Source organism: Bradyrhizobium sp. USDA 4454 (assembly GCF_054822705.1).
On sequence record NZ_JBTRCN010000001.1, the window covers coordinates 1,895,450 to 1,918,640 of the forward strand.

Annotated in this window: 14 protein-coding genes; 6 read left to right on the forward strand and 8 right to left on the reverse strand. The window is 65.0% G+C overall.

What is annotated here, in order from left to right; genetic code table 11:
* Nucleotides 1-120: 120 nt before the first annotated feature.
* Genes ACVIW0_RS08560 through ACVIW0_RS08575 form a run of 4 tightly spaced genes read left to right on the forward strand, consistent with a single transcriptional unit; the run spans nucleotide 121 to nucleotide 4,454 of the window.
* Entirely contained in the window at nucleotides 121-726 is a 606-nt protein-coding gene (locus tag ACVIW0_RS08560) for a K(+)-transporting ATPase subunit C (protein ID WP_461351920.1), read from the forward strand.
* A gap of 39 nt (nucleotides 727-765) precedes the next feature.
* Complete coding sequence (locus ACVIW0_RS08565) at nucleotides 766-3,477, forward strand: DUF4118 domain-containing protein (protein WP_461351921.1); 2,712 nt, start codon at nucleotides 766-768, stop codon at nucleotides 3,475-3,477.
* The gene (locus tag ACVIW0_RS08570; protein ID WP_461351922.1) at nucleotides 3,474-4,163 is read left to right on the forward strand and encodes a response regulator; all 690 of its coding nucleotides are present in this window, start codon (nucleotides 3,474-3,476) and stop codon (nucleotides 4,161-4,163) included. Before ACVIW0_RS08565 ends, ACVIW0_RS08570 begins: the two co-directional genes overlap by 4 nt.
* Before the next feature lie 54 nt (nucleotides 4,164-4,217).
* The gene (locus ACVIW0_RS08575) at nucleotides 4,218-4,454 is read left to right on the forward strand and encodes a DUF6496 domain-containing protein (RefSeq protein ID WP_461351923.1); all 237 of its coding nucleotides are present in this window, start codon (nucleotides 4,218-4,220) and stop codon (nucleotides 4,452-4,454) included.
* A gap of 112 nt (nucleotides 4,455-4,566) precedes the next feature.
* On the opposite strand, the gene ku is transcribed toward ACVIW0_RS08575, so the two are convergent.
* Nucleotides 4,567-5,454 (reverse strand): non-homologous end joining protein Ku, encoded by an 888-nt coding sequence (ku, locus tag ACVIW0_RS08580; RefSeq protein WP_461351924.1) that lies wholly within the window; start codon nucleotides 5,452-5,454, stop codon nucleotides 4,567-4,569.
* 106 nt (nucleotides 5,455-5,560) lie between these two features.
* On the opposite strand from ku, the gene ligD reads away from it, so the two are divergent.
* On the forward strand, nucleotides 5,561-8,191 hold the full coding sequence (ligD, locus tag ACVIW0_RS08585) for a DNA ligase D (protein ID WP_461351925.1): 2,631 nt from the start codon (nucleotides 5,561-5,563) through the stop codon (nucleotides 8,189-8,191).
* Between the two features lie 190 nt (nucleotides 8,192-8,381).
* Here the strand turns inward: ligD and ACVIW0_RS08590 are convergent, their stop codons facing one another.
* Nucleotides 8,382-8,546, reverse strand: a complete 165-nt coding sequence (locus ACVIW0_RS08590) for a DUF3309 family protein (protein ID WP_082190472.1) — start codon at nucleotides 8,544-8,546, stop codon at nucleotides 8,382-8,384.
* Nucleotides 8,547-8,712: 166 nt separating this feature from the next.
* On the opposite strand from ACVIW0_RS08590, the gene ACVIW0_RS08595 reads away from it, so the two are divergent.
* Nucleotides 8,713-9,021: a polyhydroxyalkanoic acid system family protein gene (locus ACVIW0_RS08595; RefSeq protein ID WP_461351926.1), complete on the forward strand. Its 309-nt coding sequence runs from the start codon at nucleotides 8,713-8,715 to the stop codon at nucleotides 9,019-9,021.
* 9 nt (nucleotides 9,022-9,030) lie between these two features.
* Here the strand turns inward: ACVIW0_RS08595 and treY are convergent, their stop codons facing one another.
* From treY to ACVIW0_RS08625, 6 genes are read right to left on the reverse strand one after another with little or no spacing between them, the layout of a single operon-like run.
* Nucleotides 9,031-11,814: a malto-oligosyltrehalose synthase gene (treY, locus tag ACVIW0_RS08600; protein ID WP_461351927.1), complete on the reverse strand. Its 2,784-nt coding sequence runs from the start codon at nucleotides 11,812-11,814 to the stop codon at nucleotides 9,031-9,033.
* Between the two features lie 4 nt (nucleotides 11,815-11,818).
* Entirely contained in the window at nucleotides 11,819-13,570 is a 1,752-nt protein-coding gene (gene treZ, locus ACVIW0_RS08605; RefSeq protein WP_461351928.1) for a malto-oligosyltrehalose trehalohydrolase, read from the reverse strand.
* Nucleotides 13,567-15,639 (reverse strand): glycogen debranching protein GlgX, encoded by a 2,073-nt coding sequence (gene glgX, locus ACVIW0_RS08610; RefSeq protein WP_461351929.1) that lies wholly within the window; start codon nucleotides 15,637-15,639, stop codon nucleotides 13,567-13,569. Before glgX ends, treZ begins: the two co-directional genes overlap by 4 nt.
* A gap of 3 nt (nucleotides 15,640-15,642) precedes the next feature.
* Nucleotides 15,643-17,790 carry a 1,4-alpha-glucan branching protein GlgB gene (gene glgB / locus ACVIW0_RS08615; protein ID WP_461351930.1) on the reverse strand — a complete coding sequence of 716 codons (2,148 nt, stop codon included), beginning with the start codon at nucleotides 17,788-17,790 and terminating at the stop codon, nucleotides 15,643-15,645.
* Nucleotides 17,787-21,092, reverse strand: coding sequence for a maltose alpha-D-glucosyltransferase (gene treS, locus ACVIW0_RS08620; protein WP_461351931.1), 3,306 nt, complete (start codon nucleotides 21,090-21,092; stop codon nucleotides 17,787-17,789). The genes glgB and treS overlap by 4 nt, the downstream gene beginning before the upstream one ends.
* 10 nt (nucleotides 21,093-21,102) lie before the next feature.
* Nucleotides 21,103-23,052 carry an alpha-1,4-glucan--maltose-1-phosphate maltosyltransferase gene (locus ACVIW0_RS08625; protein WP_461351932.1) on the reverse strand — a complete coding sequence of 650 codons (1,950 nt, stop codon included), beginning with the start codon at nucleotides 23,050-23,052 and terminating at the stop codon, nucleotides 21,103-21,105.
* Nucleotides 23,053-23,191 lie beyond the last annotated feature (139 nt).

A 23,191-nucleotide genomic window follows, 5' to 3' on the forward strand; every position in this document is an offset into this window, starting at 1 on the left:
CGGGATGGTCCGAAGGACCAGACCACAGATGCGCAATTGCGCATCGGGGAATCTCGAGATTCCGGGTTGGATGCTTCGCACCGCCCCGGAATGACGGTAACTACATATCGGAGACCTATCATGCTCACAGAAATCCGCCCCGCCATCCTCGTGCTGGTGCTGCTGACCGCGATCACCGGCCTTGCCTATCCGCTCGCCATGACGGCGGTCGCCGGCGTCATCTTTCCGAAGCAGGCGCAGGGCAGCCTGATCGAACGAAACGGCACGGTGATCGGCTCTGCCCTGATCGGGCAGGAGTTCAAGGAGGATAGATACTTCCACGGCCGGCCGTCGGCGACGGTCGCCCCCGATCCGAACGACTCGTCGAAGACCGTGCCGGCGCCCTACAACGCGGCGAATTCCGGCGGCTCCAATCTCGGCCCGACCAGCAAGGCGCTGAACGACCGGATCAAGGAGGATGTCGAGAAGCTGAAGGCGGAGAACCCGACTGCATCGGTGCCGGTCGACCTCGTCACCACCTCGGCCAGCGGGCTTGATCCCGACATCTCGCCGGAAGCTGCGCTGTTCCAGGTGCCGCGGGTCGCCAAGGCGCGCAGCATGTCGGAGGATGCGGTGCGCGAGCTAGTGACGCAGAACACGCAAGGCCGCCTTGCCGGCGTGATCGGTGAGCCCCACGTTAACGTTCTTGCGCTCAACCTGGCGCTCGATGCGGCAAAGGCGAAATAGGGGAGTAGGCCCGCTCTCGCAGGATGACTATATTGCGGTATGGCCAATCAGCGCGACCCCCATAAACGACCGTCGCCGGATGCGCTGCTGGAGGCGGCGCGCCGCGAGACCGATCGCTCGGGGCGGCTGAAGATCTTCATCGGCGCCGCCCCCGGCGTCGGCAAGACCTACGAGATGCTCTCGAGCGCCCACGCCCGCCTCAAGGCGGGCGTCGACGTCGTGGTCGGCGTGGTCGAAACGCACGGGCGGGCCGAGACCGAGTCGCTGCTCAGGGGTCTCGAAGTGATCCCGCGCAAGCGGTTGGCCTATCGCGACCAGAGCCTGGAGGAGATGGACCTCGACGCCGTGATCGCACGGCGGCCGCAGCTCGCGCTGGTCGACGAGCTCGCCCATACCAATGCGCCGGGCAGCCGGCACCCCAAGCGCTATCTCGACGTCGAGGAACTGCTGTCGCACGGCATCGACGTCTACACCGCGATCAACATCCAGCACATCGAGAGCCTCAACGATGTCGTCGCGCAGATCACGCATGTGCGGGTGCGCGAGACCGTGCCGGACTCGGTGATCGATCGCGCCGATGCGATCGAGCTGATCGACCTCACGCCCGACGACCTGATCCAGCGGCTGAAGGAGGGCAAGGTCTATGTGCCCAAGCAGGCCGAGCGGGCGCTGGAGCACTATTTCTCGCCCGGCAACCTCACCGCCCTGCGCGAGCTGGCGCTGCGCCGCACCGCTGAGCGGGTCGACGAGCAACTGCTCAACCACATGCAGGCCAACGCGATCCAGGGTCCCTGGGCCGCTGGCGAGCGCATCCTGGTCTGCCTGAGCGAGGACCCGCGCGCCGCCGGCCTGGTGCGCTACACCAAACGGCTCGCCGACCGGCTGCATGCGCAATGGACCGCGGTCAGCATCGAGACCCGGCGCAGCCTGCAACTAAGCGACGAGCAGCGCGACCGGCTGGCCGACACCATGCGGCTGGCGGAATCGCTCGGCGGCGAGGCGCTGACACTGCCCGGCGTCGGCCGCCGCATCGCCGACGACGTCATCAACTTTGCGCAGGCCAATAACGTCACCCAGATCATCATCGGAAAGTCGACGCGTTCGCGCTGGTTCGAGCTGACGCACGGCTCGGTCGTGCACGATCTGGTGCGCCGCGCCGGCAATATCAGCGTCAACGTGATCGCCGGCGACGAGCTGCCGGTCGGCAAGGCGGCGGTGCAGACCGCGCAGCGGCAGGATCCGTTCAATCCGCGGCCCTATCTGATGTCGCTGCTGCTGACGGCGATCGGGCTCGGCGCAGCCAAGCTGATCCAGCCGTTCTTCGGCATCGAGAATGTCGACCTCGTCTTCATCACCGCTGTAGTGGGCGCCGCGGTACGCTACGGGCTGTGGCCGTCGCTCTTGGCGAGTGTCGCCGCGTCCCTGTGCTACAATTTCTTCTTCCTGCCGCCGGTCTACACCTTCACGATCACCGACCCGACAAATGTCGCGGCGTTCTTCTTCTTCATGCTGATCGCGCTATTGGTCTCGAATGTCGCGGCGCGGGTGCGCACCCAGGCCGACACCGCGATCGGCCGCGTCCGCACCACCGAATTGCTCTACGCCTTCAGCCGCAAGCTCGCCGGCACCGCGACCTTGGACGACGTGCTGTGGGCGACCGCCTACCAGATCGCGCTGATGCTGAAGGTGCGCGTCGTGCTGCTGCTGCCGGAAGGCGGCACGCTGACCGTCAAGAGCGGCTATCCGCCGGAGGACCAGCTCGATCAGGCCGATCTCGCCGCCGCCAACTGGGCCTGGGGCAATGATCGCCCGGCCGGCCGCGGCTCGGACACGCTGCCAGGGGGAAAACGGCTGTTCCTGCCGATGCGCACCGGCCGCGGCCCGATCGGCGTGATCGGCATCGACGACGACCGCACCGGCCCGCTGTTGACGCCGGACCAGCGCCGGCTGCTCAACGCGCTGGTCGACCAGGGCGCGCTCGCGATCGAGCGCGTGCTGCTGGTCGAGGACATGGACCGCGTCAAGCGCACGGTGGAATCCGACCGTTTGCGCGGCGCGCTCCTGACCTCGATCTCCCACGACCTCAAGACGCCGCTGGCCTCGGTGCTCGGCTCGGCCTCGGCGCTGCGCGATCTCGGTGCGAATCTCAGTGATGCGCAGAAGCACGATCTGCTCGCCACCGTGATCGACGAGTCGGAGCGGCTCAACCGCTTCATCGCCAATCTCCTTGATATGACCAAGCTGGAATCCGGCGCGATCGTGCCCAACACCGCGCGGCATGATGTCGGCGAGATCGTCGGCAGCGCGCTGCGCCGTGCTGCCAAGATCCTGGTGCATCACCGTGTGTCGTTGGAGCTCGCCGCCGACCTGCCGATGCTGGCGCTAGATGCGGTGCTGTTCGAGCAGGTGCTGTTCAATCTGCTCGACAACGCCGCCAAATACGCCCCGTCGGACACCACGATCTCGATCCGCGGCGCGCGCGACCATGGTGCCGTGACGCTGCAGATCCTCGACGAGGGCGACGGCATTCCTGCCGCCGAGCTCGAAAGCGTGTTCGACAAGTTCTATCGCGCCGAGAAGGGCGACCATGTCCGCCCCGGCACCGGCCTTGGCCTTGCGATCTCGCGTGGCTTCGTCGAGGCGATGCGCGGCACGATCGCGGCGGCCAACCGCTCCGACCGCAGCGGCGCCGTCATCACCATCCGCCTGCCGATCCCCGCCGACACCAACGCGCTGGATACTGCTGCATGAATGCGACGCCGATCAAGGTCCTAGTCATCGACGACGAGCCACCGATCCGCAAGCTCTTGCGGATGGGGCTGAGCACGCAGGGCTACGATATCCTGGAAGCCTCCAACGGCAAGATCGCGCTGGAGTTGCTGGCCGAGGGGCCGGCGCTGATCATCCTCGATCTCGGACTGCCGGATATCCAGGGGCACGACCTGTTGCGCATGATCCGCGGCCGCAACGACAGCGTCCCGATCGTGGTGCTGTCGAGCCGCGGCGACGAGGCCGGCAAGGTGCAGGCGCTCGATCTCGGCGCCGACGACTATTTGACAAAACCGTTCGGCATGGACGAATTGCTGGCGCGGCTGCGCGCCGCGCTGCGCCACCAGTTGCAGGTGCAGGGCGAACGGCCAGTGTTCCGCTCCGGCGACCTTTCGGTCGATCTGGTGCGGCGGATCGTCAAGGTCGCTGACCGCGAGATCAAGCTGTCGCCGAAGGAATACGACCTGCTCCGGGTGCTGGTGCAGCATGCCGGCAAGGTGCTGACGCATCGCTTCCTGCTGAAGGAATTGTGGGACGAACTGACCGACGCGCAATATCTGCGCGTCTATGTCCGCCAGCTCCGCCAGAAGATCGAGACTGACCCCGAGCGCCCGCAATTCGTGCTGACCGAGACCGGCATCGGCTATCGGCTGCGCGCGGCAGATTAGCTTCGGAACTTTCGTCTCCACCGAGGCTTGTTTTCCGTTATCGGGAGAGAAGCCATGGCAAGAAAGTATTCGCGAAAGGCATCGCGCGATGTCGAGGGTGCGATGAAGAAGCGCAAGGCCGGCACGCTGCGCAGCGGCCGCTCCAAGAAGAAGGTGAAGAGCCGCAAGCAGGCGATCGCGATCGGTTTGTCCGAGGCGCGCGCCAAGGGCAAGAAGGTACCGAAGAAGGCGTCCAAGAAGAGTTCGAAGCGCAAGGCGTCGAAGAAGCGAAAGAGCTCGAAGAAGAAGTAGCGGATGAGTTGCATCCATCCGTCATTGCGAGGAGCGTAGCGACGAAGCAATCCATCCCTCCGCGTATGTGGGGAGATGGATTGCTTCGCTGCGATCGCAATGACGACTGCGCTCACCCCGCCTTACGCGACCGCGCACTCGACCGGTGCGCCTTCTTGGCGGTGCGGCGGTGCGAGGTCGGGCGCCGCGCGGAGGAGCCGGATCGCCGTGCGCCGCTCTTTCCGCTCTTCAAGCTCTGCTGCAACGCGTCCATCAGGTTGACCACGTTGCTCGGCTTCTCCTCGCGTTCCGCGGCCTTGATCGGCTTGCCGGCGGCCTTGCGGCGGACCAGCGCCTTCAGCGCGGTCTCGTATTCGTCCTTGAATTTCGACGGGTCGAAATGCGCGGCCTTGCTGTCGAGGATGTGGCTCGCAAGCTCGATCATGTCCTTGGTCACCTTCGGGCTCTTGATGTCGTCGAAATAATCGTCGGCGTCGCGCACCTCGTAGGGGTAGCGCAGGGTGGTGCCGAGCATGCCCTTATCGAGCGGCTCGATCGCGATCACGTGCTCGCGGTTGGTCAGCACGATGCGCGCCAGCGCGACCCGGTCCTGGTCCTTCATGGCGTCGCGGATCACCGCGAAGGCGTCGACGCCGACCTTGCCGTCGGGCCTGATGTAATAGGGGTGGTCGAGATAGCGCTTGTCGATCTCCGCCTCGGGCACGAAACTGTCGATATCGATGGTGTGATTGCTCTCGATCTCGACCGCCTCGAGCTCGTCCTTCTCGATCTCGACATATTTGCCCTTGCTTACCTCATAGCCGCGGCCCTTCTGGTCGCCCTCGACGATATCGCCGGTCTCGCTATCGACCATTTGCTGCTTCAGCCGGTTGCCTGTGTCCCGGTTGATCATGTGAAAGCGGGTCTTCTCGACCGTGGTCGAGGCCGGGTAGAGCGCCACCGGGCACGACACCAGCGAGAGTTTGAGCGTGCCCTTCCAATAGGCGCGAGGAGCGGCCATGATCGTCTCCAAACAACTTGAGTTTGGAACTTGAACGGATACCGTAGGTTTTGGTTCCTGATGGCCGCGCCGAGGCGGCGGCCGCCGTTTGTGCCGAGGCCTATACGTGTCGCTGAGAAACCTCACCACCTATCGCAAGAAGCGCGACTTCGAGAAGACCAGCGAGCCGTCGGGCGAGGTCAAGGTCGCGCCGGCGAAGCAACGGCGTTTTGTGATCCAGAAGCATGACGCGACGCGGCTGCATTATGATCTGAGGCTGGAGTTCGACGGCGTCTTCAAGTCCTGGGCGGTGACGCGCGGGCCCTCGCTCGATCCCCATGACAAGCGGCTCGCCGTCGAGGTCGAAGATCACCCGCTCGACTACGGCGATTTCGAAGGCACGATTCCCGAGGGCCAGTATGGCGGCGGCACCGTGCAGCTTTGGGATCGTGGCACTTGGGAATCCGACGATCCCGAGCGCGGTTTCAAGAAGGGCGACCTCAAGTTCACGCTGCATGGCGACAAGCTGCACGGCAGCTGGGTGCTGGTGCGGATGAGGAACGACCGCACCGGCGGCAAGCGCACCAACTGGCTCTTGATCAAGCACCGCGATGAGTATGCCGTTGATGGCAACGGCGAGGCGATCCTCGACGAGGACCGCTCGGTTGCCTCGGGGCGTTCGATGGAGCAGATCGCAGCCGGCAAGGGCCGGGCGCCGAAACCGTTCATGCTGGCGAAGGGCAACGGCAGGGCCAAGGCGGATGCGGTCTGGCAATCCAATCACGGCATGGCCGCTGACGCGCGCGCCAAAACCAAGGCGCCAGCGCCGAAAGCAAAGCTGAAGGAGCGAGCGAAGGCGAAATCGAAACAGGTGGCGGAGATGCCCGATTTCGTTTCGCCGCAGCTCTGCGCCGCGGTCGAGAGCCCGCCGAATGGCGCGGGCTGGTGCCACGAGATCAAGTTCGATGGCTACCGCGTCCAGCTCCGCGTCGAGGACGGCGAGGCCGTGCTGAAGACCCGCAAGGGGCTCGACTGGTCCGACAAGTTCGGTGCGATCGTGAAGGAGGCCGGCAAGCTGCCGGACGTCCTGATCGACGGCGAGATCGTCGCGCTCGACAAGGACGGCATTCCGCACTTCTCGACGCTGCAGGCGGCGCTCTCCGACGGCAAGACCGACCGGCTGATCTTCTACGCGTTCGATCTGCTGTTCGCCGGTCACGAGGATTTGCGCCCGCTGCCGCTCGCCGAGCGCAAGGCACGACTTAAGGAATTGCTGGCATCACGCAAGGGCAAGAACCTGCTGATCCGCTATGTCGAGCACTTCGAGCAGCGCGGCGACGCCGTGCTGGAGTCCGCGCGTGAGCTCAGGCTGGAAGGCATCGTTTCCAAGAAGCTCAACGGGACCTATCGCTCCGGCCGCTCCGATGACTGGACCAAGGCCAAGATCCGCGCCGGCCATGAGGTGGTGATCGGCGGCTGGAAGACCACCAACGGTAAATTCCGCTCGCTGATGGCCGGCGTCTATCGCGACGATCATCTGGCCTTTGTCGGCATCGTTGGCACCGGCTTTGGCCAGGACACCGTCCGCCGCATCATGCCGGCGCTGAAGGCCGCGGCATCGGACAAAAGCCCGTTCGGCGGCAAGGATGCGCCGAAGAAGACCCGCGACGTGCACTGGCTGAAGCCTGAGCTGGTCGCCGAGATCGAGTTTGCCGGATGGACCGACGCCGGCAATATCCGCCAGGCCGCGTTCAAGGGCTTGCGCCAGGACAAGCCGGCGCATGAGGTCGAGGCCGAACGGCCGGTCGTAACCGGAGTGGTGAAGCCGATGGCCAAAGGCGTGGCGAAGAAGGGGACTGCCGAGGTGATGGGTGTCACCATCTCCCATCCCGACAAGGCGCTCTGGCCCGACGCCGGCGACGGCGAGCCGGTGACGAAGCTCGACCTCGCAAACTATTTCGAGGCGGTCGGCGAATGGATGATCTCTTACCTCAAGGGCCGGCCATGCTCGATCGTGCGCGCCCCTGATGGCATCAAGGGCGAGACCTTCTTCCAGCGTCACGCGATGGCCGGCACGTCGAAACTGCTCAAGCTCGCCAAGGTGTCCGGCGACCGCAAACCGTATTTGCAGATCGACCAGATCGAGGGGCTGGCAGCGGTCGCGCAGCTCGGCGGCCTCGAGCTGCATCCCTGGAACTGTGCACCCGATGCCTATGACACGCCGGGCCGCCTGGTGTTTGATTTGGATCCTGCGCCCGACGTGGCGTTCACCGAGGTGATCGACGCGGCCAAGGACATGCGCAAGCGACTCACCGCGGTCGGTCTCGAAAGCTTCTGCAAGACCACCGGCGGCAAAGGTCTCCATGTCGTCACGCCGCTGACCGACGGCGCCAGGGACAAAGTGAGCTGGAAGGAGGCCAAGGCATTCGCGCAGGCCATCTGCCAGTGGATGGAGCAGGACGAGCCCGAGCGCTATCTGATCAACATGTCCAAGGCCAAGCGGAAGGGCAAGATCTTCCTCGACTATCTGCGCAATGACCGAATGTCGACCGCGGTCGCAGTGCTGTCGCCGCGGGCGCGGCCGGGCGCCACGGTGTCGATGCCGCTGGCCTGGAGCCAGCTGCGCGATAATCTCGATCCAAAGAAATTTACGGTACGGACCGTGCCGGCGCTACTCGCCAAGACCAAGGCCTGGGACGGCTATGAGGATGCGGCCTCGTCGATCAAGGCGGCGATGAAGAAGCTTGCGGGGCGGTAGCCGTTATTGGGCTGGCTCATGTCGTTAACTCGCCTCGTCATACCCCGCGAAAGCGGGGTATCCAGTACGCCGCGGCTTGTCGGTTCAATCGTCAATGCCTCTGAAATACCGGAACACCCGCGAAAGCTTTCGCGGGTGATGACATCTCCGGGTGATGACATCTCTATGTGAGTCGCTCCGTCGCGGGATGCTACAGCCGTCCCATCAGCAGCAGGATCAGCAGAATGACGATCACGAGGCCGAGACCACCGCCGCCATAATAGCCGGTGCCGTAAAACGGTCCGCCGCCGATGCCGCTAAAGCCACCGAGCAGTGCGATGACCAGAATGATAAGAATGATCGTTCCAATTGACATTGAGTCTCTCCTCAGCCCCGTGGGCTTATTGATCTCTGCCCTTCGGGGAGGGAAACAATTCGCAACTACGAAGGTTCCCCTTATGGCGGTACGATAAACCTGTGCGGTCTTCCCTTCGCGTTGGAACAGAACTACATCAACGGAATCTACTGAGGAGTGCACTGCGATGTCGGCTCCGCTGATCGTCTCGATCCCTCACAGCCTCGGCCGCGACGAGGCGATGCGCCGCTTGAAGACGGGCCTGTCGCGCGCGGCTGCGAACGTGCCTGTCATGAGCGTCGATGAGGAGCGCTGGGACAACAACCGCATGAGCTTTCGTGTCCGCGCATTGGGGCAGGTCGCGGCCGGACACGTCGATGTCGAGGATACTCATGTGCGCCTGGAGGTGACGCTGCCATGGCTGCTGCAACGCTTTGCCGAGGTGGCACAGGCTGCCATCCAGAAGAGCGGGCAGTTGCTGCTGACCAAGCGCTGACGCGCGGTGCTAGCTGTGCGCGCGTGCACGCCTTGCGGCGTGCTTCGTTCCTGCCGCAGCCTTGGCCTTCAACACCGCGACCGGCAGTTTGGCGAACAGCGTCGAAAGCTGGAGCTTGCCGTCCTCGCCCGGCAGCGCGTATCCGGTCACGTCGATCTCGCCTTCAAACGCCTCAGGACGCGGCCAGCTGCGTCCACCCTGCGTGAACGGCGCAAATGATTTCGTCACCGCGACGATAGCAGCCTCGCGGCCATGGCGCCGTACGAAGGCGATGACATGATCGCGATGCGGGCCGTTGACCGTCAACGGCTCGTAGCCGCCGCTGGTGAAGATTTCGGCCAGCTCGTTGCGCAGTCGCAAGAGATGCCGCGTCCATGCGAACTTCAGACGGCCGTCGCGCCAGCTCCGGGTCAGCGCATCCCAATCCGGTGCCTCGAGCGCTGCAAGCATGTCCGCGCGCGTGGCAAAGTCGACCGGACGGCGGTTGTCCGGATCGACCAGCGAAAGATCCCAGCTTTCGGTGCCCTGGTAGAAATCCGGCACGCCCGGCATGGTCGCCTTCAGCGTGATCTGGCTGAGCGAGTTCAGCGCGCCGATCAGAGCGGTGCGCCCGGCCAGCGTGTCCAGGGCATCGAGAAACTCGGCCGAGATGTTGCGATCGAGTATCCGCGCGATGAAGGACTTCACGCCGGCCTCGTAAGGCTCGTGCGGATTGAGCCAGCTGGTTTCCTGCTTGCCCTCGCGCGCCGCCTTCAGCGCATAGGCCTGGATGCGCGCGATCAGCGATGGGTCGTCTGGATCCCAGGCGCCGAGCAGGGTCTGGTACAGCATGTATTCGAACGTCGCCGACGGGGCGCGCATCTCGCCGTCCAGCACCAGATGCGGCGCGTTCAGCACCTTCCAGCGCGCCACCGCGCTGGTCCATTCGCCGGGAATTTCGGCAAGTGCCATGATCCGGGCGCGGGCGTCCTCGCCGCGCTTGGTGTCGTGGGTGGCGGTCGACGTCATACCGTGCGGCCAGTCGCGGGCGCGGGCCTGCATCATGGCGTGAAAGGTCTCGGGCGCGATCGCACTCGCCGCGGGATCGCCGCCGACCTCGTTGAGCGCGAGCAGGCGGTGATAGCGATAGAAGGTCGTGTCCTCCAGCGACTTCGCCATCATCGGCCCGGTGAATTGCTGCACTTTCAGCGCGAAGCGCCGGACCCGCGGAGCGCTGTGCGGGGGACGCCCGGGCTTCAGTAGATCCATGGTCAGGGCATCGCGCAGGAAGTCGAAGATGCCTTCATCGGCGGCAAACCAGTCGGCGCGGGCGCGCTCGATGGTCTCGCTGATCAGCGCCCGGTCGTGCGCGGTCGGCCCGGAGCCGGTCAGATAGGTGCGATAGACCGGGAAGTGCAGCACGTAGAGCTCGAGCGCCTGCCGCAAACTGTCGGCGGAGAAGTCACGGGTCGAATAGTGCCCGCTGGCGATGCGCGCGACGAGCCGCGCCAGCACGGTGAACTCGCTGGTCAGCAAGGTCTCCAGCACGCGGCGCTTGGCCGCGCGCAGCACTGGCGTCAGGCTCGGCGACTGGTTGCTGATCTGACGCCAGATCTCGTTGAGCGGATCGAGGCCGGCGCCGTCGACCAGCACCCGGCTGATCGTGTTCATCCATTCATATCCGGTCGTGCCATGGACGCCGGCAAACTTCGGCAGCTTCTCGTCCTCGCCGAGGATCTTCTCGATCACCATGTAGAACGGCCTGGCCTTGGCGCCCTGTGCGGAGCGGATCAGACGGCGCAGCCGCTGGAAATACTGCGCGGGATCGCGCAGGCCGTCGATATGGTCAAGCCGCAGGCCTTGCAGCCGATCCTCCGCGATCAGCCGCTTCACCAGGCTGTGACTCGCCTCGAAGGTGGCGGCGTCCTCGACGCGGAGGCCGGCCAGCGTGTTGACGTCGAAGAAGCGGCGATAGTTGATGTCGCTGGAGGCAAGCCGCCAGTGACCGAGCTTGTAGTGCTGACGCTCCAGGAGATGATGCAGCGCCAGCGTCTGGGTGGGGCGGTCTTCGCCGGCGCGATAGGCTTCGAGCCCGCGCGTGATGGTCTCGGCGGCGCCCTCGATCGCCCGGATCGCGGCCTTCAGCGCTGGCGCTTCCTTGCGGTTCGGGTGACGCAGCCCGCGATACCTGGCGGCGAGCTCGAGCAGCGCGCGCCCGGCCGCACTGTCTTCGGCGCCAGCCTCGCGGACGATGGTCCGCAGTACCTCGCCATAGCGCTCCGGCGCGATCGGCAGGCGGTGCTCGAAATACCAGGCTGAAAAACTGCCTTCGTCGGCATCGTAGCGTAACTCGATCTCGCCGCGCTCCAGCGCCTGGCCGTAGGACGAGCCGAGGATCGGCAGCAGCACGCCGCCGCGCGCGCGATAGGGCAACTGGTCCCAGTCGATGTCGAAGGAGACCGCGTGCGGCGACACCGGTCCCCATTCGAGCACGTCGAGCCACCACGGATTGTCGGCGAAATGCACGCCGACATGGTTCGGCACGAAATCCAGGATCAGGCCGAGGTCGTTCTTTTTCAGCGCGTCGCTGAGCCGCGCAAAGCCGTCCTCGCCGCCGAGCTCCGGATTGAACTTGGTGTGGTCGACGACGTCGTAGCCATGGGTCGACCCTTTGCGCGCCTTCATGAAGGGCGAGGCATAGACATGGCTGATGCCGAGCGCCTTCAGATACGGCGCCACGTGGGCTGCGGCATCGAAGTCGAAATCGGCGGTAAGTTGCAGTCGGTAGGTCGCGATCGGGATCGCCGGAGGCATTGTGCTATCCGATGTGCCAGCGCACCGCCCAGGCGGGGAGGTCGCCCGACAACGCGCCGCCCCAGATCGCAGTTCCCTTCGGCTCCGGCGCTTCGACGATGGCGCGATCCGATAGATTGGCGGTCAGCCGCAGCGTGCTGCCGTCGCCCATCTGCCAATGCCCCGTCAGAAGGTCACCCGCCATGATGGCATCGGCGAAGCGCGCCCCTTGCAGCCGCGGCGTGATCTCTTGCCGCCGCACGGCGAGCAGGTCACGCACCAGCGCAAGCCGCGCGCGGCCGGGATCGCGCTCGCGCGCGGTCCAGTCAAGCACCGCCGACCGCACCGTCTGCTCGGCAAGCGGATCGGGAATATCGTCGCCATATTTGGCATAGGCCCAGGCGAATTCCTTGCGCCGGCCGGCACGGACGGCGTTGGCGAGATCGCCCTTGAAATCGCAGAAGAACGGGAAGGGCGTCGTCGCGCCCCATTCCTCGCCCATAAACAGCATCGGCGTGTTGGGCGCGATCAGCGTGATCGCCAGCGCGGCCTCGATCGCCTGCGGCTTCGCGAGGCTCTCGAGCCGATCGCCGAGCGGCCGGTTGCCGATCTGGTCGTGGTTCTGCAGGAAGTTGATGAAGCAGGTCGGCGACAGCGCGCCGCTTGGCTCACCGCGCGCCTTGCCGCCCCAGAACTCGGAGATTTCGCCCTGATAGATGTAGCCGGACGACAGCGCGCGTGCGAGGTCCTCCTTCGGTGACCGGTAGTCACCATAGTAGCCTTGCTTTTCGCCGGTCAGCAGCACGTGCCAGGCGTGATGATAATCGTCGTTCCACTGGCCACGGAATCTGCCGTCCGGCGGGTCTTCGGCGGCGTCGAGCAGGCTCGCAATATTGTCGCCGTTCTCCAGCACGAGGTTGATCTGCCGGCCAGTCTCGGTGGCGAGCTGGCCTGCGGCTTTGCTGAAATCATGAAGGATGGAGATTTCGCCAGCCTCGACGATGGTGTTGACGGCATCGAAGCGGAGCCCGTCGAAGCGATAGTCGCGCAGCCAGCTCACGACGCTGCCGATCGCAAAGGCGCGCACCTCAGGTACGCGATAATCGATTGCGCTGCCCCAGGGCGTATGCGCGTCGCTGAAGAAGGAGGGCGCATAGCGGCCGAGGTAATTCCCCTCGGGCCCGAAATGGTTGTAGACCACGTCGAGCATCACCATCAGCCCGCGCAGATGCGCCTCGTCGATCAGGGTCTTGAGGTCTTCGGGTCGACCATAGGCGCTGTCGGGCGCGTACCACAGCACGCCGTCATAGCCCCAGTTGCGGCGGCCTGCGAAATCCGCCAGTGGCAGCAGTTCGAGCGCGGTGATGCCGGTTGCGACGAGATGATCGAGCTTGTCGATCATGGCGCGGTAGGTACCCTCCGGCGTGAAGGTGCCGACATGCGCCTCGAGCACGACGGCCTCGTGCCAGGGGCGTCCGCGCCAGTCGGTTGCGCGCCATTTGAAGGCGGTGTGATCGATCACTTCGCCCGGGCCGAACACGTCGTCCGGCTGGAAGGCGGAGGCGGGGTCGGGCACATCGACCTCGTCGTCGATGCGGAATTTGTAGCGCGTGCCGGCGCGGGCGCCCGGGATCTCGGCGACGTACCAGCCGGCGGCATCGCGCGTCAGTGCGTGAGGTTTGTCGAGCAGCAGGTCGACGCGCTTGGCAGCGGGTGCCCACAGCCGGAAGCGCGTGCCATCGGGTGTCAGCTCGGGGCCGAAATGCTGAGTGCTCATGGGGAGCCCGCAAATGCCAGCACCGAGCGCGGCGGTGCGATGGTATCGGCGCCGGATGCAAACTGCTCACCGGTCTGCTCGGTCTTGGTCGTGTTCAGAACCTGCTGCCAGCTGTTGTATTCGGCCATCCTCGGCATCCTGAACACGATCTCCTGCGGCGCGGCATTGAGCACGATAAAGATCGGCGCCTGTCCTTGTTCCATTGGGCCCAGCACATAGGCGAGGAACCGGCTCTCCGGGAATTTCCAGTCGGACTCCTTCATCTCCTCCGCCGCAGGCGTCAGCCACAGCACGCCATAGCTGCCGTCGGTGCGGCGGCCGTCGAGCCAGCTCTGGCAGCGGATCTGGCCGAAGCGCTGACGCAGCGCAGTGAGGTGGCCGATGAAATCGATCGCATCGTCGTCGGTGCAGAGATTGTCCCAGCCGATCCAGCCGGTCTCATTGTCCTGGCAATAGGCGTTGTTGTTGCCGTCTTGCGTATTGGCGACCTCGTCGCCGGCAAGGATCAGCGGCGTGCCCTGGGCGAGCAAGAGGCAGGCCAGCGCGTTCTTCCTGAGCTGGCGGCGCAGCGCGGTGATCGCGGGATCGTCGGTCGGGCCTTCATGGCCGCAATTGTTGCTGTGATTGTCGTTGGAGCCGTCGCGATTGTCCTCGCCATTGGCCTCGTTGTGCTTCTCGTTGTAGCTGAACAGGTCGGCGAGCGTGAAGCCGTCATGCACCGTGATGTGGTTGATGCTGGCGCGGGTCGCGCGGTTGTCGTGGTGGAACAGATCCGACGACGCCGTCATGCGGCCGGAGATGTCGCCGATCAGGCTGCCTTCGCCGCTCCAGTAGCGCCGCATCGCGCTGCGATAGCGGTCGTTCCACTCCGACCATTGCGACGGAAAGGCGCCGACCTGGTAGCCGCCGAGGCCGAGGTCCCAGGGCTCCGCGACCATCTTCACCGTTGCCAATACCGGGTCCTGGCGGATCGCGGCGAGGAAGGGATGGTTGCGATCGAACCCGTTCGGGCCGCGCGCCAGGGTGGTGGCGAGATCGAAGCGGAAGCCGTCGACATGGCAGACCTCGACCCAGTAGCGCAGCGAATCCATCACCATCTGCAGCACGCGTGGATGGGTGAGGTTGACCGAGCTGCCGCAGCCGGTGAAGTCGTCGTAGAAACGCGGGTTCTCGCGGTTCAGCCAGTAATAGGAGGCGTTGTCGATGCCGCGAAAGCACAGCGTAGGGCCCATATGGTTGCCTTCGGCGGTGTGGTTGTAGACGACGTCGAGCAGCACCTCGATGCCGGCATCGTGCAGCCGCGCCACTGTTGTACGGAACGAATCCAGCGCATTGTCCTGGGCGTAGCGCGCCTCGGGCGCGAAGAAGGCGATGGTGTTGTAGCCCCAGTAGTTCGAAAGCTTCTTCTCGACCAGGGTGCGGTCGTCGATCAGGCCGTGGATCGGCAACAACTCGATGGTGGTGACGCCGAGCCGCTTGAGGTGGTCGATCATCGCCGGCGACGACAGGCCGCCATAGGTGCCGCGCAGGTTCGGCGGCACATCCTCGCGCTTCTGGGTCAGGCCCTTGACGTGCGCCTCATAGATGATGGTGTCCTGCCAGGGAATCTGCGGCCGGATCTCGCGGCGGCCCCAGTTGAAGGTCTCGTCGACCACGACCGCCTTCGGCATGCCGCGCGCATTGTCGCGTCGGTCGAACGAGAGATCCTCGCGCGCGCTGCCGGTACGGTAGGCGAAATGCGCGTCGCTCCACACCAGCCGGCCCGCGAGCCGCTTGGCGTAGGGATCGAGCAGCAGCTTGTTGGCGTTGAAGCGGTGGCCGCGCTCCGGCGCGTAAGGTCCGTAGACGCGATAGCCGTAGAGCTGGCCCGGCGAGACGTCGTTGAGATAGCAATGCCAGACGTCCTCGGTGCGCTCCGGCATTACGATCCGTTCGAGCTCGCGGCGACCCTGGCCGTCGAACAGGCATAGCTCCACCTTCTCCGCATTGGCCGAGAACAGCGCGAAATTGGTGCCTCTGCCGTCCCAGCTTGCACCGAGCCGCGCGGACGTGCCTCCGGTCAGTCGCATCAATCAGCTTTCCGGTACGAGGAAGATCGCGGCCAGCGGCGGAATGGTGAGATTCAGCTCGGGCGTGGCGCCTTCCGAAGCCCGCATCTCGCCGATATTGCCGACATTGCTGCCGCCGTAGTGGGAGGAATCCGAGTTGAACACCTCGTGCCATTTGCCGGCGAACGGCACCCGGACGCGATAGTTGCGATAGACGTTGGGTGAGAAGTTCACGACCACCAGGCAGCGGGCGCGCGCATCATTGCCCTTGCGGATCCAGGCGAACACATTGTTGTTGGCGTCGTCGGTGATGACCCATTCGAAGCCGGCCGGGTCGCAGTCGAGCTCGTGCAGCGCCGGCAGCGCGCGGTAGAGCCGGTTGAGGTCGCGGACCAGGTTCTGGATGCCGCTGTGCCGCGGCTGTTGCAGCAGATGCCAATCGATCGAGTAGTCGTGATTCCACTCGCGCTCCTGGCCGAACTCGCAGCCCATGAACATCAGCTTCTTGCCGGGATGGCCGAACATGAAGCTGTAATAGACGCGTAAGTTGGCAAAGCGCTGCCAGTCGTCGCCGGGCATGCGGCCGAGAATCGAGCGCTTGCCGTGCACGACCTCGTCGTGAGACAGCGGCAGGATGAAGTTCTCCGAGAAGGCGTAGTGCAGCCCGAACAGGATGTCGCCGTGATGGTATTTGCGGTGAATCGGATCCTTGCCGATGTATTTCAGCGTGTCGTGCATCCAGCCCATGTTCCACTTGTAGCCGAAGCCGAGCCCGCCGTATTCGACCGGACGCGACACCTGCGGCCACGCGGTGGATTCTTCCGCCGCCGTCGTCGCCTGCGGGAAGTGCGCGAACAGCTCGGTGTTGAAGCGGCGCAGGAAATCGATCGCCTCGATGTTCTCCCGGCCGCCATATTTGTTGGGGATCCAGCCGCCGGCCGGGCGGCTGTAGTCGAGATAGAGCATCGACGCGACGGCGTCGACGCGCAAGCCATCGATGCCGTAGCGATCGAGCCAGAACAGCGCGTTCGACACCAGGAAGTTGGTGACCTCGGTGCGCCCGTAGTTGTAGATCAAGGTGCCCCAGTCGAGGTGACGGCCCTGCAGCGGATTGGCGTGCTCATAGAGCGCGGTGCCGTCGAAATTGCCGAGACCATGCGGATCGTCGGGGAAATGTCCGGGCACCCAGTCGAGCAGCACGGCAAGGCCGGCGCCGTGGCAAGCGTCGATCAAGGCGGCGAAATCATCGGGCGAGCCGAAGCGGCTGGTCGGCGCGAACAGGCCGGTCGGCTGGTAGCCCCAGGAGCCGTCGAACGGGTGTTCGGTGATCGGCAGGAATTCGATATGGGTGAAGCCCATGTCGCTGGCATAGGCCGGGAGCTGCTCGGCCATCTCGCGATAGGTCAGCCATTCATTGCGGCCCTTGCGCCGCCACGAGCCGAGATGGACCTCGTAGATCGACATCGGCGAGCTCAGCGCGTTGACGCGATCGGGCGCCGGGCGCGGATGCGGAATCTTGCGTTCGTCGATCACGATCGAGGCGGTCTTCGGGCGTACCTCGGCGGCGAACGCCAACGGATCGGACTTCAGCGGCAGATGCTGGCCGTTGCGTCCGATGATCTCGAACTTGTAGTGATCGCCGACGCGGGCGCGCGGAATGAACAGCTCCCAATAGCCGGGACCCCGCACGCGCATCGGATGGCGGCGGCCATCCCAGAAATTGAAATCGCCGACCACGCTGACCCGCCGCGCATTCGGCGCCAGCACCACGAAGCCGATGCCGTCGACGCCGTCGAGCGTCATCGGATGCGCGCCGAGCGTGTCATAGACGCGCTGATGGGTGCCTTCGCCGAGCAGATAGAGATCGAAATCGCTCAGGATCGGCGGAAAGCGGTAGGCGTCCTCCAGCTCGACGACCTTGTCGCCGAAGTGAGCGCGAAGCTGGTAGCGGGTCGAGCCGTTCGGCAGGGGGCCCGCGAACAGGCCGGCATCATGGATCTGGGCCAGCGGTGCCGTCTCGCCATGCTCGCCGATCGCCTCGACATTGGTGGCGTCAGGGAGGAAGGCGCGCACGACATTGCGATCCCCCTCGGCATGGAGGCCGAGATAGTGGAAGGGATCGGAGTGACGGCCCTCGATGATGGCATAGGCCTCGGCGGGCAGTTTGCTCATGCAACCTCATGCGGCTGTTGCGCCAGAATCCTCAGCAGGCCGGTTAGCGGCACCCGCAGCCAATCCGGCCGGTTGGCCAACTCATACTCGATCTCGTAGAAGGCTTTCTCAAGCAGGAAAAAGTTGAGCAGGCGGTCGGCCTCCTTGGCTCCGGCGGGCCACAGCCGCTGCCCGGCCATGGTCTCGCGATAGGCCGCCAGCAGGGCGTCCGCGGCCTGGTCGCGCCATTCGGCCAGAGCGAGGCTCAACCTGCCGCTCTCGTCGGGGAAAACCTTGAGCGCCCGTTCCAGCGCGGCGGTTGCCGCATAGTCGATCGAGCGGATCAGGCCGGCGAGGTCGCGCGCCGCCGGCGCCTTGCGCCGTCGCTCGGCGATGGTACGGCCCGGCCCGCCGTCGAAGTCGATGATGAAGACGTCGTCCTTGACCACCAGCAGCTGGCCGAGATGCAGGTCGCCGTGGTGACGGATGTTGAGCCCTTCGGTCTCGCGCGGCAGCAGCGCCTTGAGCCGCTCCGGCAGGGTGTCGTGCTGGGCCTGCAATTGATCGGCCAGCAGCCGGTCGGCCTCCTTCAGCGAGCTGCGGCGCTGCTTCAGCGTGTCGAACACGCGCTCGGCGCGGGCCATGATCTCGTCGGTCCAGCGCTGCAGATCCTCCGGCTTGGTCGGCTCGGGCGCAAAGTCGGGCAGGTCGCGATTGCTGGCGAGTGCGATGTGCAGCTCGGCGAGGCGCTTTCCCGCATGCGCCATGTGGCGCAGCCAGGTGGCCTGATCGCCGTTTTCCTCCGGATGCTCGCTCGCCGCCAGCAGGCGCTGCCGCTCGATGAGGCGGTCGAGATGCGAGGCCGCGACGGTCCAGAGATCGCCCTGGTTGACCACCATCGCATGCAGCACGGCGACGGCGCTGCGCTTGTCGCCTTCGACCAATTCGGAGGTGCCGAGCAAAGCCGGCGTATTCGGAAATGCGACCACTTCGGTGAGGAAGCGGCCCATCTCGATCTCCGGATTGATGCCGACCTCGAGCTTGCGGTAGATCTTGGTGACGTATTCATTGTCGACCAGCGCGGTCGAATGCGGCTGATCGTTCTCGAACACGCGAATCCGCTCCGGCTGCCGCACCGGCCGGTCGGAGAACCGGCTGGTCGGCCGGAATTCGAGCTTCAGACCCTGCTCGCCTTCGTCGACCGTGAGGCTTTCCCGCAAGTTTCGCAGGAACAGGCCGGTGAAGATCTGGTCGGTGGCGACGTCGAGCAGCGTGCCTTCGCGCGCGCCCTGGCGCACGGCGGCGAAGGCACGCGGATTGTAGCGCTCACGGTCGAAGCGCACCCACTCGATCTGCATCGGCAGCACGTAGCGGCTGGTGGTGCCGCGCTGGGTGGTCTCGAAGAAGATCAGCCAGGGCCGGTTGTCGCCGACGTCGCAGAACGGGATCGCCGACACCAGCGTCGGCTGGATCGCCTTGGCGGAATGCTCCGGATACCAGCGGGTGCGGGCGAGATGGCCGGGCAGCACGTCGTGCTCGAACACGCCGCGCTCCCGCGCCAGCGAGGTCCAGGTCGAATTGAGCGGCACCACCAGCGTCTCGAATTCCGGCACCGCGCGCGGCGTCACCGGCTCGGATTTGTCGCGCTCCTGCAACTCGAACCAGTAGAAGCCGTAAGGCGCGAGCGTGATCATGTAGGGCAGCTCGCCGATCGCCGGGAAGCGCGTGCGCCCGAGCATCTCGAGCGGGATGCGGTCCTTGAAGGCGGAGAGGTCGAGCTCGGTTGCCTGCGCCGAGCGCGACAGATTGGCGACACACAGGATCACTTCGCCCTGGTACTGCCTGACATAGGCCAGAACCGAGCGGTTCTCCGGGCGGATGAAGGTCATGGTGCCGCGCCCGAAGGCGAGCGTCGACTTGCGCACCGCGATCAGCCGCTTGGTCGCCGATAGCAGCGACGACAGGCTGCGCGACTGCGCCTCGACGTTGACCGACTCGTAGCCGTAGACCGGGTCCATGATCATCGGCGCGTAGAGCCGCGCCGGGTCGGCGCGCGAGAAGCCGCCGTTGCGGTCCGGCGACCATTGCATCGGCGTTCGCACGCCGTTGCGGTCGCCGAGATAGATGTTGTCGCCCATCCCGATTTCGTCGCCGTAATAGATGATCGGCGTGCCGGGGAACGACAGCAGCAGCGAATTCATCAGCTCGATCTTGCGCCGGTCGTTGTCCATCAGCGGTGCAAGACGGCGGCGGATGCCGACATTGATGCGGGCGCGCGGGTCGTTGGCGTAGGTCGACCACAGATAGTCGCGCTCGACGTCGGTGACCATTTCCAGCGTCAGCTCATCGTGATTGCGCAGGAACAGCGCCCACTGGCACGCCGACGGGATGTCCGGCGTCTGCCTGAGGATGTCGGTGATCGGAAAGCGGTCTTCCTGCGCGATCGCCATGTAGATGCGCGGCATCAGCGGAAAATGATAGGCCATGTGGCATTCGTCGCCATGGCCGAAATATTCCTGCACGTCCTCGGGCCATTGATTGGCCTCGGCCAGCAGGATCTTGCCCTTGGCATAGGCGTCGAGTTCCTGGCGCAGCCGCTTGATGATGGCATGGGTCTCCGGCAGGTTCTCGTTGTTGGTGCCGTCGCGCTCGCACAGATAGGGGATGGCGTCGAGCCGGAAGCCGTCGACGCCGGTGTCGAGCCAGCGCTTCATCACCTGCACGATGGCGCGTACCACGCGCGGATTGTCGAAGTTGAGGTCCGGCTGGTGCGAGAAGAAGCGGTGCCAGTAGAACTGGCCGGCTTCCGGATCCCAGGTCCAGTTCGACTTTTCCGTATCGGTGAAGATGATCCGCGTATCGAGGTATTTCTGGTCGGTGTCGCTCCAGACATACCAGCTGCGCGCGCTGGAATTCGGCGGGCTGCGGCGCGCGCGCTTGAACCAGGCGTGCTGGTCCGAGGTATGGTTGACCACGAGCTCGGTGATGACGCGCAGGCCGCGCTTCTTGGCTTCCTGGATGAAGCGCTTGAAGTCCTTCATCGTCCCGAAATCGGGATTGATGTCGCCATAGTCGGCGATGTCGTAGCCGTCGTCGCGGCCGGGCGAGGGGTAGAACGGCAACAGCCACAGCGCGGTGACGCCGAGCTCCTGCAAATAGCCGAGCTTCTCCGTCAGCCCCGCGAAGTCGCCGATGCCGTCATTGTTGCTGTCGGCGAACGCCTTGACGTGCAGCTGGTAGATGATCGCGTCCTTGTACCAGAGCTGGTCCGCGGTCTCGGTCGCGATCTTCACCTCGGTATTGACGGAGGAGAAAACGTTCATGACGGCTCCTTCAGGCGACGCAGCGCAGCAGCAACGCGGGATCGCGCGCAGGATCGAGACGCAGGCGGATGCCTCCCCATTCGAGCGCATGACGCTCGCCGGTGACAAGGTCTTCCAGTTCCGTGACGGGCCGACGGGCATCGCCAAGGCCGACCATGACGTCACCGAGCGGAAGCCAGACCTCACGCGGCTCGGCCGACAAGGCAATCGCGGCCGCGATCACATTGCCCTGATCGGCCGCCTCCTTGACGAAGCCGATCACGCCGCCGTCATCGACGTTGATAAAGCGCAGATTGGCGAATTGTTGCAGGGCCGGACTGCTGCGCCTGATCCGGTTGAGGGCTGCGATATAGGGCTTGATGTTCCCCGGCTCGTCCCAGTCGCGGACCCTGATCTCGTACTTCTCCGAGTTGAGATATTCCTCGCGGCCGGGGACCGGCGTGTGCTCGCGCAGCTCGAAGCCGCTGTAAATGCCGTAGCTGCTTGACAGCGTCGCGGCCAGCGCGACACGCGACTTGAACATCCAGGATTCGCCGCTTTGCAAATGGAAGGGCAGGATGTCCGGTGTGTTGACGAAGAAATTCGGCCGAAAGAAGTCACGCTCGGGATAGGAGATCAACTCGCCGAGATACTGTTCGAGCTCGACGCGCTGGGTGCGCCAGATGAAATAGCTATAGGATTGCGTGAAGCCGAGCTTGGCCAGGCCCTTCATCAATTTCGGCCGCGCGAAGGTTTCCGCAAGGAACAGCACATCCGCGTCGCGGTCCTGCACCTCGCGGATCAGCCACTCCCAGAATGCCAGCGGCTTGGTGTGCGGATTGTCGACCCGGAAAATCTTGACGCCCTGCTCGACCCAGAACAGCACCACGTCGCGCAGCGCGCGCCACAGCGCGGCGGCATCGTCGCAGCTGAAGTCGGGATTGACGATATCGTCCCAGCGCTGCGGCGGATGTTCGGCCGTGCGCATCGATCCGTCCGGTCGCCGCTTAAACCACTGTGGATGCTCGGTCAGCCAGGGATGATCGGGCGAGCATTGCACGGCGAAATCGAGCGCGACCTCGAGGCCATGCGACTGGCAGGCCGCAACGAAAGCGCGGAAGTCGTCGAGGGTGCCGAGTTCCGGATGCACGGCGTTATGGCCGCCCTCCGCCGCGCCGATCGCGTAGGGGCTGCCGGGATCGTTCGCTTGCGCGATCGCGGCATTATTGCGGCCCTTGCGGTGGGTCCGCCCGATCGGGTGGATCGGCGCCAGTAGCACGACATCAAAACCCATCGCGGCGATGTCGGGCAGCCGCGCGATGCAATCGTGGAACGTCGCATGCAGGCCCGGCGTCCTGCTCTGGCTGCGCGGAAACATCTGGTACCAGGCGCCGCTGCGCGCCCGCGGCCGGTCGGCGGTGAGGGGATAGAGCGGCGAGCGCATCAAATCGCGGCGGAACTGGCTGCCGGCCATCGCGTCGCGCAATTCCGGCGCCAGCAGCGCGCCCGGCTCGCCGGTCTGCAGATAGATTTCGCACTGCCTGATGATCACGGCGGCTGCGGCAGGTCCAGCGGCCTGCGCCTGGGTCAGCATCCCGGCGCCTTCGACCGCGTCCAGCGTGTGGTCGCCGCCGTCGCGCTGCTTCTGCTCGAAGCGATGCCGCCAGCTGGCGAAGTCGTCGGTCCAGGTCTCGATCGCGAAACTGTAGCGGCCGGGTCGGTCGGGCACGAAGACACCGCCCCAGCGGTCGTCGCTATGCTGCGACATCGGCGCGACCTGCCACGCGTTGTCGCCGTCGTGCCGCCACACCAATGCCGCTGAAATCACGTCATGTCCGTCACGGTAGATGTCGGCCCACACCTCGACAGGTTCGCCTATGATGCGCTTGACCGGAAAGCGGCCGCCATCGACCGACGGGTAGACATCGGTGATATGAAAAGTGCCATGGGCACTCTCGACAGGCCGGAGAGTTTTGTTCACGGTGATGCCGCCATTGAATAAGCAAATGACGTCCCGACGCCGGGAAGGAGGCGCGCCAGACCCATATAGAAAGCCGCTCGCCGGGCATTGGTTCCCGGTGGGAACGCTTGATAGGGTAGAGCGTTGAACATCAACTATC

Bases quoted from the DNA above. Each gene is read 5' to 3' on its own strand.
- treS (WP_461351931.1), bottom strand. From the start codon at position 21,092: ATGAACGTTTTCTCCTCCGTCAATACCGAGGTGAAGATCGCGACCGAG.
- glgB (WP_461351930.1), bottom strand. From the start codon at position 17,790: ATGAGCAAACTGCCCGCCGAGGCCTATGCCATCATCGAGGGCCGTCAC.
- ACVIW0_RS08560 (WP_461351920.1), top strand. From the start codon at position 121: ATGCTCACAGAAATCCGCCCCGCCATCCTCGTGCTGGTGCTGCTGACC.
- ACVIW0_RS08575 (WP_461351923.1), top strand. From the start codon at position 4,218: ATGGCAAGAAAGTATTCGCGAAAGGCATCGCGCGATGTCGAGGGTGCG.
- ku (WP_461351924.1), bottom strand. From the start codon at position 5,454: ATGGCCGCTCCTCGCGCCTATTGGAAGGGCACGCTCAAACTCTCGCTG.
- treZ (WP_461351928.1), bottom strand. From the start codon at position 13,570: ATGAGCACTCAGCATTTCGGCCCCGAGCTGACACCCGATGGCACGCGC.
- ACVIW0_RS08595 (WP_461351926.1), top strand. From the start codon at position 8,713: ATGTCGGCTCCGCTGATCGTCTCGATCCCTCACAGCCTCGGCCGCGAC.
- ACVIW0_RS08565 (WP_461351921.1), top strand. From the start codon at position 766: ATGGCCAATCAGCGCGACCCCCATAAACGACCGTCGCCGGATGCGCTG.
- treY (WP_461351927.1), bottom strand. From the start codon at position 11,814: ATGCCTCCGGCGATCCCGATCGCGACCTACCGACTGCAACTTACCGCC.
- ACVIW0_RS08570 (WP_461351922.1), top strand. From the start codon at position 3,474: ATGAATGCGACGCCGATCAAGGTCCTAGTCATCGACGACGAGCCACCG.
- glgX (WP_461351929.1), bottom strand. From the start codon at position 15,639: ATGCGACTGACCGGAGGCACGTCCGCGCGGCTCGGTGCAAGCTGGGAC.
- ACVIW0_RS08590 (WP_082190472.1), bottom strand. From the start codon at position 8,546: ATGTCAATTGGAACGATCATTCTTATCATTCTGGTCATCGCACTGCTC.